General features: G+C 69.5%; 13 protein-coding genes. 4 read left to right on the top strand and 9 right to left on the bottom strand.

Annotated elements, in window-relative coordinates:
• Nucleotides 1-37: 37 nt before the first annotated feature.
• Genes OQ968_RS14215 through OQ968_RS14205 form a run of 3 tightly spaced genes read left to right on the top strand, consistent with a single transcriptional unit; the run spans nt 38 to nt 4,550 of the window.
• The gene (locus tag OQ968_RS14215) at nt 38-3,040 is read left to right on the top strand and encodes a bifunctional [glutamine synthetase] adenylyltransferase/[glutamine synthetase]-adenylyl-L-tyrosine phosphorylase (RefSeq protein WP_324678837.1); all 3,003 of its coding nucleotides are present in this window, start codon (nt 38-40) and stop codon (nt 3,038-3,040) included.
• 38 nt (nt 3,041-3,078) lie between these two features.
• Complete coding sequence (locus OQ968_RS14210; protein WP_324679220.1) at nt 3,079-3,693, top strand: PaaI family thioesterase; 615 nt, start codon at nt 3,079-3,081, stop codon at nt 3,691-3,693.
• Nucleotides 3,690-4,550 carry a TIGR03619 family F420-dependent LLM class oxidoreductase gene (locus OQ968_RS14205; protein WP_324679218.1) on the top strand — a complete coding sequence of 287 codons (861 nt, stop codon included), beginning with the start codon at nt 3,690-3,692 and terminating at the stop codon, nt 4,548-4,550. Before OQ968_RS14210 ends, OQ968_RS14205 begins: the two co-directional genes overlap by 4 nt.
• A 17-nt stretch (nt 4,551-4,567) precedes the next feature.
• Here the strand turns inward: OQ968_RS14205 and OQ968_RS14200 are convergent, their stop codons facing one another.
• The 4 genes from OQ968_RS14200 to glnA form a co-directional block, all read right to left on the bottom strand.
• Complete coding sequence (locus OQ968_RS14200) at nt 4,568-4,903, bottom strand: DUF732 domain-containing protein (RefSeq protein ID WP_324678835.1); 336 nt, start codon at nt 4,901-4,903, stop codon at nt 4,568-4,570.
• Between the two features lie 206 nt (nt 4,904-5,109).
• Nucleotides 5,110-5,637, bottom strand: a complete 528-nt coding sequence (locus tag OQ968_RS14195; protein WP_324678833.1) for a GNAT family N-acetyltransferase — start codon at nt 5,635-5,637, stop codon at nt 5,110-5,112.
• Between the two features lie 12 nt (nt 5,638-5,649).
• Nucleotides 5,650-5,925, bottom strand: a complete 276-nt coding sequence (locus OQ968_RS14190; RefSeq protein ID WP_324678831.1) for a DUF1778 domain-containing protein — start codon at nt 5,923-5,925, stop codon at nt 5,650-5,652.
• Nucleotides 5,926-5,982: 57 nt separating this feature from the next.
• Nucleotides 5,983-7,419, bottom strand: coding sequence for a type I glutamate--ammonia ligase (glnA, locus tag OQ968_RS14185; RefSeq protein ID WP_324678829.1), 1,437 nt, complete (start codon nt 7,417-7,419; stop codon nt 5,983-5,985).
• Between the two features lie 241 nt (nt 7,420-7,660).
• On the opposite strand from glnA, the gene OQ968_RS14180 reads away from it, so the two are divergent.
• Nucleotides 7,661-8,086 (top strand): RDD family protein, encoded by a 426-nt coding sequence (locus OQ968_RS14180; protein WP_324678827.1) that lies wholly within the window; start codon nt 7,661-7,663, stop codon nt 8,084-8,086.
• A 22-nt stretch (nt 8,087-8,108) separates the two neighbouring features.
• Here the strand turns inward: OQ968_RS14180 and OQ968_RS14175 are convergent, their stop codons facing one another.
• The 5 genes from OQ968_RS14175 to sucB are packed head-to-tail and all read right to left on the bottom strand — an operon-like array spanning nt 8,109 to nt 13,299.
• Complete coding sequence (locus OQ968_RS14175; RefSeq protein WP_324678825.1) at nt 8,109-8,861, bottom strand: DUF4191 domain-containing protein; 753 nt, start codon at nt 8,859-8,861, stop codon at nt 8,109-8,111.
• Nucleotides 8,862-8,886: 25 nt separating this feature from the next.
• On the bottom strand, nt 8,887-9,819 hold the full coding sequence (lipA, locus tag OQ968_RS14170; RefSeq protein ID WP_324678823.1) for a lipoyl synthase: 933 nt from the start codon (nt 9,817-9,819) through the stop codon (nt 8,887-8,889).
• Entirely contained in the window at nt 9,816-10,535 is a 720-nt protein-coding gene (gene lipB / locus OQ968_RS14165; protein WP_324679216.1) for a lipoyl(octanoyl) transferase LipB, read from the bottom strand. The genes lipA and lipB overlap by 4 nt, the downstream gene beginning before the upstream one ends.
• A gap of 60 nt (nt 10,536-10,595) precedes the next feature.
• Nucleotides 10,596-11,519 carry a TIGR01777 family oxidoreductase gene (locus OQ968_RS14160; protein ID WP_324678821.1) on the bottom strand — a complete coding sequence of 308 codons (924 nt, stop codon included), beginning with the start codon at nt 11,517-11,519 and terminating at the stop codon, nt 10,596-10,598.
• Nucleotides 11,520-11,523: 4 nt separating this feature from the next.
• The gene (gene sucB / locus OQ968_RS14155; protein WP_324678820.1) at nt 11,524-13,299 is read right to left on the bottom strand and encodes a 2-oxoglutarate dehydrogenase, E2 component, dihydrolipoamide succinyltransferase; all 1,776 of its coding nucleotides are present in this window, start codon (nt 13,297-13,299) and stop codon (nt 11,524-11,526) included.
• Nucleotides 13,300-13,359: the final 60 nt, after the last annotated feature.

Below are 13,359 nucleotides of genomic sequence, written 5' to 3'. Positions count from 1 at the left end.
GGGCCGGTCCGACGGGTCGGCGCGTTGCGCTACCGTCTTGATCGTGACCAAACCCGCGACGCAGCGCCCCCGGCTGCCCAGCGTCGGCCGGCTCGGGTTGGTCGATCCCTCGGCGGGTGAGCGGCTGGAGCGGCTGGGCTGGTATGAGCGCGACGACCAGGCCTACATCGACCGGTTGTGGGCGTTGTCGCGCGCGCCCGACCCCGACGCCGTGCTGCGGGCGCTGATTCGGCTGTCGGAGAACTCCGAGGCCGATTGGGACGAGCTCAACGCCGGGTTGCTCCGAGAGCGTCCCCTGCGCGGGCGCCTGTTCGCCGTTCTGGGCTCGTCGCTGGCCCTCGGGGATCACCTGGCCGCCCATCCACAGTCCTGGAAGCTGCTGCGGGGCAAGGCCAAACTGCCCAATCGCGACGAGTTGCGGCAGGCGTTCACCGAGTGCGTCGAAGAGGCGCTGGGCGAGCCGGGTTCGGGGCCCGGTTCGGTGGTTTCGCGGTTGCGCACCTGCTACCGCGACCAGCTGCTGCTGCTGGCCGCGCTCGACGTGGCCGCGACGGTCGAAGACGAGCCGGTGCTGCCGTTCCCCGTTGTCGGCGCGCAGCTGGCCGACCTTGCGGACGCCGCGCTGGCGGCCGCGCTGCGGGTGGCCGAGGCGACCGTGTGCGGTGACCGCACGCCACCGCGGCTGGCGGTCATCGCGATGGGCAAATGCGGTGCCCGCGAACTGAACTACGTCAGCGACGTCGACGTCATCTTCGTCGCCGAGCGCGCCGACACGATCAGCACCCGGGTGGCCGGCGAGATGATGCGGGTCGCCGGTGATGCGTTTTTCACGGTGGACGCCGGTCTGCGGCCCGAGGGTCGCAGCGGTGAACTGGTCCGCACCCTCGAGTCGCACGTCGCGTACTACCAGCGCTGGGCGAAGACCTGGGAGTTCCAGGCGCTGCTGAAGGCCCGGGCGGCCGCGGGCGACGCCGAACTGGGCGAGGCCTACCTGACCGCGCTGATGCCCATGGTCTGGGCCGCCTGCGAGCGCGAGGATTTCGTCGTCGAGGTCCAGGCAATGCGGCGCCGGGTGGAGGAGCTGGTGCCGTCCGATGTGCGGGGCCGCGAGCTCAAGCTCGGCAGCGGCGGGCTGCGCGACGTCGAGTTCGCCGTGCAGCTGCTGCAGCTGGTGCACGGCCGCAACGACGAGTCGTTGCGGGTGGCCTCCACGGTGGACGCGCTGGCCGCGTTGGGCGAGGGCGCCTACGTCGGGCGCGAGGACTCCGCGAACCTGACGGCCTCGTATGAGTTTCTCCGGCTGCTCGAGCACCGGCTGCAGCTGCAACGGCTCAAGCGCACCCATCTGCTGCCCGAGGCCGACGACGAGGAGGCGGTGCGCTGGCTGGCGCGCGCGGCGCACATCCGCCCCGACGGCCGCCACGACGCGGCGGGCGTGCTGCGCGAGGAGCTCAAGCACCAGAACCTGCGGGTGTCGCAGCTGCACGCCAAGCTCTTCTACCAACCGCTGCTCGAGTCGATCGGCCCGGCCGGCCTGGAGATCGCCCACGGCATGACACCGGAGGCCGCCGAGCGGCAGCTGGCCGCGCTGGGCTACGAGGGGCCGCAGACCGCGCTCAAGCACATGTCCGCGTTGGTCAACCAGAGCGGCCGGCGCGGCCGGGTGCAGTCGGTGCTGCTGCCGCGGCTGCTGAACTGGATGTCGTATGCCCCCGATCCCGACGGCGGGCTGCTGGCCTACCGGCGGCTGTCCGAGGCGCTGGCCGCCGAAACCTGGTACCTGTCCACGCTGCGGGACCAGCCCGCGGTGGCCCGCCGGCTCATGCATGTGCTGGGGACCTCCGCGTACGTGCCGGACCTGCTGATGCGCGCGCCCCGGGTGATCGAGGATTACAGCGACGGGCCGCTCGGCCCGAAGCTGCTCGAGACCGACGCCGACGCGGTGGCCCGAGCCTTGGTCGCCTCCGCCGCCCGCCACCCCGACCCGGTGCGGGCGATCGCCGCCGCGCGCTCGCTGCGCCGTCGGGAGCTGGCCCGCATCGGCTCCGCCGACCTGCTCGGCCTGCTCGATGTCACCGACGTGTGCAAGGCGCTCACCTCGGTATGGGTGGCCGTGCTGCAGGCCGCCTTGGACGCGCTGATCCGGGCCAACATGCCCGACGACGGTCGGGGAGAAGCGCCGGCGGCCATCGCCGTCATCGGCATGGGGCGGCTGGGCGGCGCCGAGCTGGGTTACGGCTCGGACGCCGACGTGATGTTCGTCTGCGAGCCGGCCGCCGGCGTCGAGGACTCCGACGCGGTGAAATGGGCCACGTCGATCGCCGAGCAGGTTCGGGCGCTGCTGGGGACGCCCAGCGTCGACCCGCCGCTGGACGTCGACGCCAACCTGCGGCCCGAGGGCCGCAACGGCCCGCTGGTCCGCACCCTGGGGTCGTATGCCGCCTACTACGAGCAGTGGGCGCAGCCGTGGGAGATCCAGGCCCTGCTGCGCGCGCACGCGGTCGCCGGCGACGCGGACCTGGGCCGACGATTCCTGCTGATGGCCGACCAGACGCGCTATCCGTCCGACGGTGTGTCGGCCGAGGCGGTGCGCGAGATCCGCCGCATCAAGGCCCGGGTGGACTCCGAGCGGTTGCCGCGCGGCGCCGACCCCAACACGCACACCAAGCTGGGGCGCGGGGGACTGGCCGACATCGAATGGACCGTGCAGCTGCTGCAGCTGCAGCACGCGCACGAGGTGCCGGCCCTGCACAACACCTCGACGCTGGAATCGCTGGGCGCGGCCGCCGCGGCCGACCTGATTTCGGAGGAGGACGCGGAGCTGCTGCGGCACGCCTGGCTGACCGCCACCCGGGCCCGCAACGCGCTGGTGCTGGTCCGCGGCAAGCCCACCGACCAGCTGCCGGGACCCGGGCGTCAGCTCAACGCGGTCGCGGTCGCGGCGGGCTGGGGGACGGACGACGGCAGCGAGTTCCTGGACAACTATCTGCGGGTGACCAGGCGCGCAAAGGCGGTCGTACGCAAGGTGTTCGGCAGTTGAGTTCGGACACCGGCGCGTTCAATGGCAACTTCGACGCCATGTTCGAGGTGCTCAGCACGGCGGAGGCGGATCGAGTGACGGCGCTGTACGCGCCCCTGGCCGACGCGGTGCGCGAGCTCGTCGACGCCACCATCCGCACCGAGGCCGACGACGACGTCGTCGCCGACGCGCGAACGGTGATCGAGGCGGTCACCCGGTCGCTGCGACACCGGACCCGCCCGGTCGGCGTGAGCTATCGGGTCGGCGACAGACCCCTGCCGCTGGGCAACGCCGCGGTCGGCGTGTGCAACCCGATCGCTCCGCCGATCGTCGTCCGCCACGAGGGCCACGGGCGCTGCAGTAGCGAGTTCGAACTCGGGTCCGCCTACGAGGGTCCGCCCGGCCGGGTGCACGGCGGGGTCAGCGCGCTGGTGCTCGACCACATGCTCGGCGAGGCGGCCAGCGAGGGATTGTCCAAGGCGCGTTTCACCGGAACCATCACCGTGCGCTACCTGCGCGGCACCCCGCTGGGCCCGCTGCGCTGCGACGCGTGGATCGAAGGCAGCGAGGGGGTCAAAGTCTTTGCGCGCGGCACCATTTCGGATGCCGACGGGGTGACGGTGGAGGCGGAGGGCATCTTCATCGAGCCGGCATGGGCGCGGGAATCCGGATGAAGTTCTACATCAGCAGCGCCTTCCTGAACACCCGGGAGATCGTCGAGATCGCCAGGGCCGCGGACGAACTCGGCTACGACGGCATCGGGATCCCCGACCACGTCGTCAACCTGGAGACCCTGGAGACGCCGTACCCGTACACCAGGGACGGGCAGCGGCGCTGGCAGCCCTTCACCGACTGGCCCGATCCCTGGGTTCTCGTCGGCGCGCTGGCCCAGGTCACCAACCGGCTGCGATTCGTCACCACGGTGTACATCCCCGCGATGCGCAATCCGTACTCGGCAGCGAAAGCCATTGGCACCGCGGCGGTTTTGGCGTCGGGCCGGGTGGAGCTCGGCATCGGCGTCGGCTGGTGCCGCGAGGAGTTCGCGCTGATGGGTGAGCAGTTCGCCGCGCGCGGCAAACGCACCGACGAGATCATCGATCTGATGCGCGCGCTGTGGCAGCCGGGCTGGACGCAGTTTGAGGGCGAGTTCTACCCGACGCCGCGGCTGGAGATGCAGCCGACGCCGCCGCCGATACCGGTCTATGTCGGCGGGCTCAGCGAGGCCGCGTTGCGCCGCGCCGCCCGCAACGACGGCTGGATCGGCGACCTGATCAAGACCGATCGCGCCATCGAGGCGGTGGGCCGGCTGCGCGAACTGCGGCTCGAAAACGGCTTGTCGATGGACGATTTCACCGTCCTGACGCCGCTGACCGACGCCTTCACCACCGCGGACTACCGGCGCGTCGCCGATGCCGGCATCACCGGCATCATCACCATGCCGTGGATGTTCTACGCCGGGCCGGACGCCACGCTTGCCGACAAGATCGACGGAATGCAGCGCTTCCGCAAGGACTTGGCGCTGGACGGTTAATCGCGCGCCGTCCGCAGTTAATTCGGCGAGGCTTTAGGCAGGTACTTCGGGCAGTACGCCTGCGTCGCCGCGCCCACAAGGAAGCCGGAATCGTGGGCACTTAACTTGGTTCCCTGTTGCACATCGGCAACGGTTTGGTCGGCCGTGAGTCCGCTGGCCCAGTCCTCACAAACCAAATGCCCGAGTCTGATGACGCCTTGGTCCGAGAGGTTGGGAAAGCTGATCCCCTGCGAATTCAGGGCCTGCAGGAAGGCGTCATCCATTGGATCGGCATTGGCAATCGGGGCGGCGGTGACAACGATGCCCGCCACAGCGGCCGCGACCGAGCAGAGCAACCGTGCCGTGTGTTTCATTGTTGGCTCCTCAATTGTGTGTGGACGGGCCGCCAATTAATGGCTCGTCTAATCGACACTGTGGCATATGTGGCGCGTCCGCGTTAAACGTTCGGAAAAGATTGATTCCTGCTCAGCCGCACCGGTTTAAGTCTCGGCACGAATCCCTTGAGAATTCACCAACGCGCACGTTGCAGAATTGTCCGTCGGCACGACAATCATCTGCTTCATTGCGTTTCGGGTAGGTCTGCGAGAGTGCGTTCGATATCAGCGGTCAGCAGATAGAGGTCGAGATTATCGGCATCATCTGGATCGAAAGGGGTGAATCCGAACCGCACCCACCACTTGAACGCCTTCGGGTTCAACCCATTGACGACGACGGCCCGGCACGCGGCGATGTGGTTGATCTCGACCGCCTTTTCCAACACGTGCGCCACCAAGGCCGTGCCTAGGCCGTGGCCGGCCACCCGGCGATCGACGGCCAACCGGCCGATCAACAACGCGGGGACGCGCCGGGGTGCTCCCTTGGCCAGCTCGTCGGGCGCGGATGAGTAATCAACACTGGTCATCGAGAGGCACACGTATGCCATCACGGCGCCGCGGTCGTCGACGACCACCCATGTCGCGGCGGTGTTACCCCGGCGGTTCTGCCCGGCGTAGCGCCGCAACCATTCGTTCAGCGATGAGTCGCCGCAGTCGAACGCGTCGCGCCGGTGCTTGTCGGTGTCCAGCAGACACGGCCGATAGAACTGCACCAGCGGCGGCGATCAGTCCAGCCAGCGAAACTTCTGCGGCCGTCCCAGGGCAGTCGTCAGTGTGTGATTGACGTGCGCCGGGCGCGACAGCGCCGCAGCGAACGCGGCCGCGGCCTGGGGGGCCAACCGGATCGTCTCCCGCTCGGCAAGAACCTGTTCGGCACGCGTCTGGGCGGCCTGCAACACAAACGCCGACACACTCAGATGCATCTCAGCGGCCGCATCCTCCAGGCGCCGCTTCGCCGCGGCGTCAATGCGCACCTGTAACCGGTCATCACGCACACTCATGTACTCACAATGGCAGTACATATCGACGCTGTCAAGCGAGCGCCTTCGGCGGAAGGCTCACACGTCGTAGTAGAGCGCGAACTCGTATGGGTGCGGCCGGATGTTGACCGGGTCGATCTCGTTCTCCCGCTTGAAGCTGATCCACGTCTCGATCAGGTCGGGCGTGAAAACGCCTCCCTCGGTGAGGTATTCGTGGTCGGCCTCGAGACGGTCGATCACCGCGTCCAGCTGGGTCGGCGCCTGCGGGATGTTGGCGGCCTCTTCCGGCGGCAGCTCGTAGAGGTCCTTGTCGACCGGCGCCTGCGGCTCGATCTTGTTCTTGATGCCGTCCAGGCCTGCCATCAGCATCGCCGAGAACGCCAGGTACGGGTTGCCCGACGAGTCCGGGCAGCGGAACTCCAGCCGCTTGGCCTTCGGGTTGCTGCCGGTGATCGGGATGCGCACGCAGGCCGAGCGGTTGCGCTGGCTGTAGACCAGGTTGATCGGGGCCTCGTAGCCGGGAACCAGCCGCTTGTAGGAGTTCACCGTCGGGTTGGTGAACGCCAGCAGCGACGGCGCGTGGTGCAGCAGGCCGCCGATGTAGTGGCGGGCCGTGTCCGACAGGCCGGCGTACCCGGTCTCGTCGTACATCAGCGGGCTGCCGTCCTTCCACAGCGACTGGTGGGTGTGCATGCCGGAGCCGTTGTCGCCGAACAGCGGCTTGGGCATGAACGTGACGGTCTTGCCGTTCTGCCACGCGGTGTTCTTGACGATGTACTTGTACAGCTGCATGTCGTCGGCGGCGTGCAGCAGGGTGTTGAACTGGTAGTTGATCTCGGCCTGGCCGCCGGAGCCCACCTCGTGGTGGCCCTTCTCCAGGATGAAGCCGGCGTTGATCAGGTTGGTCAGCATCTTGTCGCGCAGGTCGACGTAGTGGTCGTTGGGCGCGACCGGGAAGTACCCGCCCTTGTGGCGGACCTTGTAGCCGCGGTTGGGGCCGCCGTCGGCCTCGGCGTCGGCGCCGGTGTTCCACCACCCGGAGATCGCGTCCACCTCGTAGAACGAGCCGTTGGCCCGCGAGTCGAAGCTCACCGAGTCGAAGATGTAGAACTCGGCCTCGGCGCCGAAGTACGCGGTGTCGGCGACGCCGGTGCTGATCAGGTAGTTCTCGGCCTTGCGGGCGATGTTGCGGGGGTCGCGCGAGTACGGCTCGAGGGTGAACGGGTCGTGCACGAAGAAGTTCAGGTTCAGCGTCTTGGCCTCGCGGAACGGGTCGACGATGGCGGTACCCGGATCGGGGATCAGTAGCATGTCGGACTCGTGGATCGACTGGAACCCGCGAATCGACGAGCCGTCAAAGGCCACGCCCTCCTCGAACAGTTTCTCGTCGAACGCCGACACCGGAATCGTGAAGTGCTGCATGAGACCGGGCAGGTCACAGAACCGCACGTCGATGTACTCGACCTTCTCGTCCTTGGCGAGTTTGAAGACGTCGTCGGGCGTCTTGTCCGTCACTGAATGCTCCTTTACCTTGGTAATCCGCGGCCTGACGCTATGGAGACGATGTTGCCCGCCTGTCAACCGCGTGTTGCGCGGAGGTTACGTGACCACGCGTCCCACGACAGAGAGCGGAGCACCGGTCGGGTTCTATTGTGGGGCCCATGGATCGCAAGATCGTAACTGGTCCCGCGCGGAAGCGCAGCGGGCCGCCCCCGGTTTGTGCCGGGCCGCACCCGCACAGCAAACGGACCGCCCGATGACGACGGGGTCGCCGGGATCGCGCCCCGCCTATCCGGGCGAGACGCTCGGGTTGCCCGAAAGCGGGCCGGGATCGCTGGCGCCGATGGGACGGCGGATGGTGGCGCTGCTCATCGACTGGCTGATCTCCTACGGCCTGGCCGCGCTGGCGCTGGGATTCGGCGCCATCTCCAAGGAGATGTTGGCGACCGCGGTGCTGGTCATCTGGTTGGTGCTCGGCGTGGTGGCCGTCCGCCTGTTCGGCTTCACCCCGGGCCAATTGGTGCTGGGCCTGGGCGTGGTGGCGCTCGACGGGCGGCTGGGCCTGGGCCGGCTTGCGGTGCGCGGGCTGCTGGTCGGGCTGGTGATCCCGCCGTTGTTCACCGACTGGGACGGGCGCGGGTTGCAAGATCGGCTGACCGGCACGGCGGTGGTGCGGCGCTGAATCCGGCGACGGGTACTGACGGCTACTTGCGGCGCACGGTGCGCTGCACGCCGCGCATCTTGGCGGCGTTGGGCACCGGCCCCTTCGGCATGACGGCGGCGCCGGCCCGCGACCCCAGCGCGCTCAGCCGCGACTCCAGGGTGTCCATCTGCTTGACGGTGATGTTGGCCGGAAGGCGGGTGAGGTGGCGCTCCAGCTTGCCCAGCGGAACCTCGCCCTCGCCGGTGCCGACGATGATGTCGTAGATCGGCACGTCGCCGACCAGCCGCGCGGTGCGCTTCTTCTCCTGGGCCACCAGCGGTTTGACCCGCGCCGGCGCGCCCTCGCCGACCAGGATGACGCCGGGCCGGCCAAGCACCCGGTGCACGGCGTCGAAGTGGCCCGTCGCCGCCACGCCCGGGGTGACCCGCCACTTGCCGCGCAGGTTGTCCAGCACCCACGCCGCGGCGCCGGCCTGGCCCTCGGCCTTCCGGTAGATCGAGCGCTGGGCCCGGCGGCTGAAGATGATGAACGTCACCAGGCCGCCCAGCACCACGCCGAGCAGGATCAACGAGATCATGGTGAACCCGCCGACCAGCACGCCCGCCGCCACCGAGGCGCCGACGATCAGCACGAACGCGCCGATCATGTACGGCAGCAGGCGCTTGTCCTCCTGGCGCTGAATGTTGAACGCCTGCCACAACTGGGCGCGGCGCTCCCGCGCGGCGGCCTTGCGCTCGGCGGCCGCCTGCGTCCTGGCGGCCTTGTTCTCGGCGGCGGTGCGGGGTTTAGCCATAATCACCAAGGATACGTAGGCGGCACTATGGTGCCGCGGCGCGGCTGCGTACCGCCTGCTCGTAGAGCCGCCCCGCCCGGTACGACGAGCGCACCAGCGGCCCGGCCAGCACCCCGGCGAATCCCAGCCCTTCGGCATGCCGCGCGAACTCGACGAACTCCTCGGGCGGCACCCAGCGTTCGACCGGGTGATGGCGCGCCGACGGGCGCAGATATTGGGTGATGGTGACGATGTCGCAGCCGGCCGCGCGCAGGTCGGCCAGCGCGGTGCGCACCTCGTCGGGGGTTTCGCCCAGCCCGAGGATCAGGTTGCTCTTGGTGACCAGGCCGGCGTCGCGCGCCGCGGTGAGCACGTCCAGGCTGCGCCGGTAGGTGAACGCGGGGCGAATCCGTTTGAAGATGCGGGGCACGGTCTCGACGTTGTGCGCCAACACTTCTGGGCGCGGCTCGAACACCTCGGCCAGCCGGGAGGGCTCGCCGTTGAAGTCGGGGATCAACAGCTCGACGCCGGTCGACGGGTTGAGCTGTTTGATGGCGCGCACGGTCTCGGCGTACAGCCAGGTGCCGCCGTCGGGCAGATCGTCGCGCGCGACGCCGGTGACGGTGGCATAGCGCAGCCCCATGGTGTGCACGCTCTCGGCGACCCGCCGCGGCTCGTCGCGGTCCAGCGGGGCGGGCTTTCCGGTGTCGATCTGGCAGAAGTCGCACCGGCGGGTGCACTGATCGCCGCCGATCAGGAAGGTGGCCTCGCGGTCCTCCCAGCATTCGAAGATGTTGGGGCAGCCGGCCTCCTCGCAGACCGTGTGCAGGCCCTCGCGCCGGACCAGGCTCTTCAGCTCGGTGTACTCCGGTCCCATCCGGGCCCGGGTCTTGATCCACGGCGGCTTGCGCTCGATCGGGGTCTGCGCGTTGCGCACTTCGAGGCGCAGCAGCTTGCGGCCTTCGGGCGCGATACTCACTGTGTCGATGCTACGCGGGCGGGGGTGGGTTGCCAGGTAAGGGCGAGGCGCCCGTCCAGCGCGTGGCAGACGGCCTCGGCGACCGGGGCGCGGACATCGTCGACGGTGATCGTGCGCCCGAGTTCGGCGGACAACGACGTCACCCCGGCATCGCTGATGCCGCACGGCACGATGGCGTTGAACGCATCCAGGTCGCAGTCGCAATTGAGCGCGAACCCGTGCAGCGTGGTCGAGCGCGCCACCCGGACCCCGATCGCGGCGACCTTGCGCGCCGGCCGGCCGGCGCGGGCGGGCACCCACACCCCGGACCGGCCCTCGACCCGGACCGTGTCCAGACCCAGGTTGCCGCACACCATGATCAGCGATTCCTCAAGGCGCCGAACGTAATTGACCACGTCGAGCGGTTCGGCCAGCCCGATGATCGGGTAGCCGACCAGCTGCCCGGGGCCGTGCCAGGTGATCTTGCCGCCGCGGTCGGTGTCGATCACGGGGGTGTCTTGGAAGTCTTGGCCGGGTCGTTCGTGCGGCTCGGTGCGCCGCCCGGCGGTGTACACCGCGGGGTGCTCCAGTAGCAGCAGCGTGTCGGGACCGCCGGCGACCCTGGCGTCGGCCAGGTCGCGCTGCAGCTGCCAGGCGGTGCGGTAGTCGACCGTCCCCAGCTGGCGGACGTCGATCGCGGTCGGCTGGGATCGCCCATAAGACCGGATGGAATCCATCACGCTCGTGACGGTACTCGGGCCCGGTCGGCTTTGCGACGCGGCCGCCCGGTGGTCGGGTCAGTCCCGCTCACGCCGGGCGGTGGCGTAGTCGAGCGCTTCGCCGATGGTGTTGTGGTGGAACTGGAAACCGGCCCGCTCCAGCGCCGACGGGATGGCGCGCTGACCGATCAGCAGGCCTTCGTCGGCGAATTCGCCGAGCGCGGCCCGCACGGCGAATCCGGGCAGCAGCAACGGCGTTGGGCGGTTGAGCGCGCGGCCGAATGCGGCGGTGAATTCGGCGTTGGTGACCGGTGCCGGCCCGGTCATGTTCACCGGGCCGGAAAGCGACGGGTTGGACAGCGCGAACAGCAGCGCGCGCACCTCGTCCTCGAGGCTGATCCACGACATGTATTGGCGGCCGCTACCCAGCCGGGCGCCGAGGCCGGCCCGAAACAACGGCCGCAGCCGGCGCAGCGCACCGCCCGCGCGGGCCAGCACCAGGCCGGTGCGCGCCAACACAACCCGGACGCCGCCGTATTGGGCGGGCAGCGTGGCCGCTTCCCAGTCTTCGCACAGCTGGGCCAGGAAACCCCTTCCGGCACGGTCGTTTTCGTCGACAACCCGGTCCCTGGTATCGCCGTAGAAACCCACCGCGCTGGCATTGATCAGGGTTTCGACGCCGGCGTCGACGACCGCGTTGGCCAGCACCTCGGTGGGCGCGATCCGGCTGTCGCGCAGGCTCTGCTTGAAAGCGCCCGACCACCGGCGCTGACCGATGTTGACGCCGCACAGGTTGACGACGGCGTCGACGTCGGTCAGCGCGTCGACGTCGAACTCACCGCTTTCCGGATTCCAGTGCAGCTCATCGGAATTCGACGGTGTGCGGCGCACGATGCGCAGCACCGTGTGATCGGCGGCGCGCAGCGCCGCGGTCAGGGCGGAGCCGATCAGGCCGGACGAACCCGCTATCGCGATGACGGCGTTGTGACCAGCCCGAGGCACGTTCTCACAACCCGAGATCGGCCTCGAACGCGCCCTCTTCGAGCCGGTGTTTGATCGTGGTGAGGAAGCGTCCCGCGTCGGCCCCGTCGATCAGCCGGTGGTCATACGTTAGCGGGAGATAGCACACCGAACGCACCCCGATGGACTCGTTGCCGAACTCGTCGACGATCACCCGTGGCCGCTTGACGATGGCGCCGGTGCCCAGCATGGCGGCCTGCGGCGGGACCAGGATCGGGGTGTCGAACAGCGCGCCCTGGCTGCCGATGTTGGTGATGGTGAAGGTGCCACCGGACAGCTCGTCGGGTTTGAGGTCCCCCGAGCGGGCGCGGGCGGCGATGTCGGCGATCGCCCGGGCCAGCCCGGCCAGCGACAGGTCGCCGGCGTTGTGGATCACGGGGGAGAGCAGGCCCTGCTCGGTGTCGACGGCGAAGCCGAGGTGCTCGGCGTCGTAGTAGGTGATCTCCTTGGTGTCCTCGTTGTAGCTGGCGTTGATGTTGGGATGGATCTTCAGCGCGTCGATCACGGCCTTGGCGATGAACGGCAGGAAGGTCAGGTTCACGCCCTCGCGCTCGGCGAACGCGGTTTTGGCCCTGGCCCGCAGCCCGACGATCTTGGTCATGTCGACCTCGTGGGTTTGCGTGAGTTGCGCCGTGGCCTGCAACGATTCGCGGGTCTTGGCCGCGGTCAGCTGGCGGATCCGGCTGGCCTTCTGCGTGGTGCCGCGCAGGTGCGCCAGCGCGGGGGCCGCTGTGGGCGCGGGGGCGCTCGGTGCGGCGGGCGCGGCGGCGGCCGGGGCGCTCGGGGCTGGGGCCTTCTTCGCCTCTTCTTTCTTCTGGGCCGCGGCTAGCACGTCCTGCTTGCGGATGCGCCCGCCCACGCCGGTGCCCTTCACCTCGGCGAGGTCGATGTTGTTCTCGGCGGCCAGTTTTCGCACCAGCGGGGTCACGTAGGGGGCGCCGTCGGTTCCGGTCTGCGCGGCCGGCTCGGCGGCGGGTTCGGGGGCGGGTTGGGGCTGCGGTGCCGGGGCCGGTTTGGCGGCGGGCTCGGGCTTGGGTTCGGGTTTCGGTTCGGGTTTCGGCTCGGGCTTGGGTTCGGCCTGGGGCGCCGGGGCGGGAGCGGGAGCCGACGGCGCGTGGGCGTCGGCCCCGACGCCGACCCGGGCCAACTCGCCGCCGACCGGGACCGTGGCGTCCTCGTCGGCGGTGATGCTGACCAACACGCCGGCCACCGGCGACGGGATCTCGGTGTCCACCTTGTCGGTGGACACCTCCACCAGCGGTTCGTCCACCTGGACCGAATCGCCGACCTTCTTCAGCCAGCGGGTCACGGTGCCCTCGGTGACCGACTCGCCCAGCTCGGGCATCAACACCGGCGTCGCATCACCGGATCCGGACGCCGACGCCGCCGGCTGGGCCGCCGCCGGCTCGGGCTTGGGTTCCGGCCGGGCCTCGGGCTCCGGTTGGGCCTGCGGCTCCGGCTCCGGCTGGGCCTGCGGCTCCGGCTGGGCCGTCGGGGCCGGTTGGCCCCCCGATGGCGCCTCCGCGGCGTCGCCGATGACGGCCAGCTCGCCGCCGACCTCGACGGTGTCGTCCTCCTGGGCGATGATCTTGGTCAGCACGCCGGCGGCCGGCGACGGTATTTCGGTATCGACCTTGTCCGTCGAGACCTCGACGAGCGGCTCGTCGAGTTCGACCGTGTCGCCTTCCTGCTTGAGCCAGCGCGTGACCGTCCCCTCGGTGACGCTCTCACCGAGTGCCGGCATCTGCACGGAGAAGACCATCTGTGTTGACTCCTCGATCGGTTGTCGGCGCAGGTCGACATCTGGCTTACCACACCGCGG

The organism is Mycobacterium sp. 663a-19, assembly GCF_035616495.1.
In the GTDB taxonomy this organism is placed as follows: Bacteria; Actinomycetota; Actinomycetes; order Mycobacteriales; family Mycobacteriaceae; genus Mycobacterium.
The sequence above is the reverse complement of the archived record's forward strand: the minus strand, read 5'-3'. Positions and strand labels throughout refer to the sequence as shown.

Excerpts from the sequence above, each read along its gene's own strand:
- sucB (WP_324678820.1), bottom strand. The coding sequence starts at position 13,299 with ATGGTCTTCTCCGTGCAGATGCCGGCACTCGGTGAGAGCGTCACCGAG.
- OQ968_RS14210 (WP_324679220.1), top strand. The coding sequence starts at position 3,079 with ATGTTCGAGGTGCTCAGCACGGCGGAGGCGGATCGAGTGACGGCGCTG.
- lipB (WP_324679216.1), bottom strand. The coding sequence starts at position 10,535 with ATGGATTCCATCCGGTCTTATGGGCGATCCCAGCCGACCGCGATCGAC.
- OQ968_RS14190 (WP_324678831.1), bottom strand. The coding sequence starts at position 5,925 with ATGAGTGTGCGTGATGACCGGTTACAGGTGCGCATTGACGCCGCGGCG.
- OQ968_RS14205 (WP_324679218.1), top strand. The coding sequence starts at position 3,690 with ATGAAGTTCTACATCAGCAGCGCCTTCCTGAACACCCGGGAGATCGTC.
- OQ968_RS14180 (WP_324678827.1), top strand. The coding sequence starts at position 7,661 with ATGACGACGGGGTCGCCGGGATCGCGCCCCGCCTATCCGGGCGAGACG.
- OQ968_RS14175 (WP_324678825.1), bottom strand. The coding sequence starts at position 8,861 with ATGGCTAAACCCCGCACCGCCGCCGAGAACAAGGCCGCCAGGACGCAG.
- OQ968_RS14200 (WP_324678835.1), bottom strand. The coding sequence starts at position 4,903 with ATGAAACACACGGCACGGTTGCTCTGCTCGGTCGCGGCCGCTGTGGCG.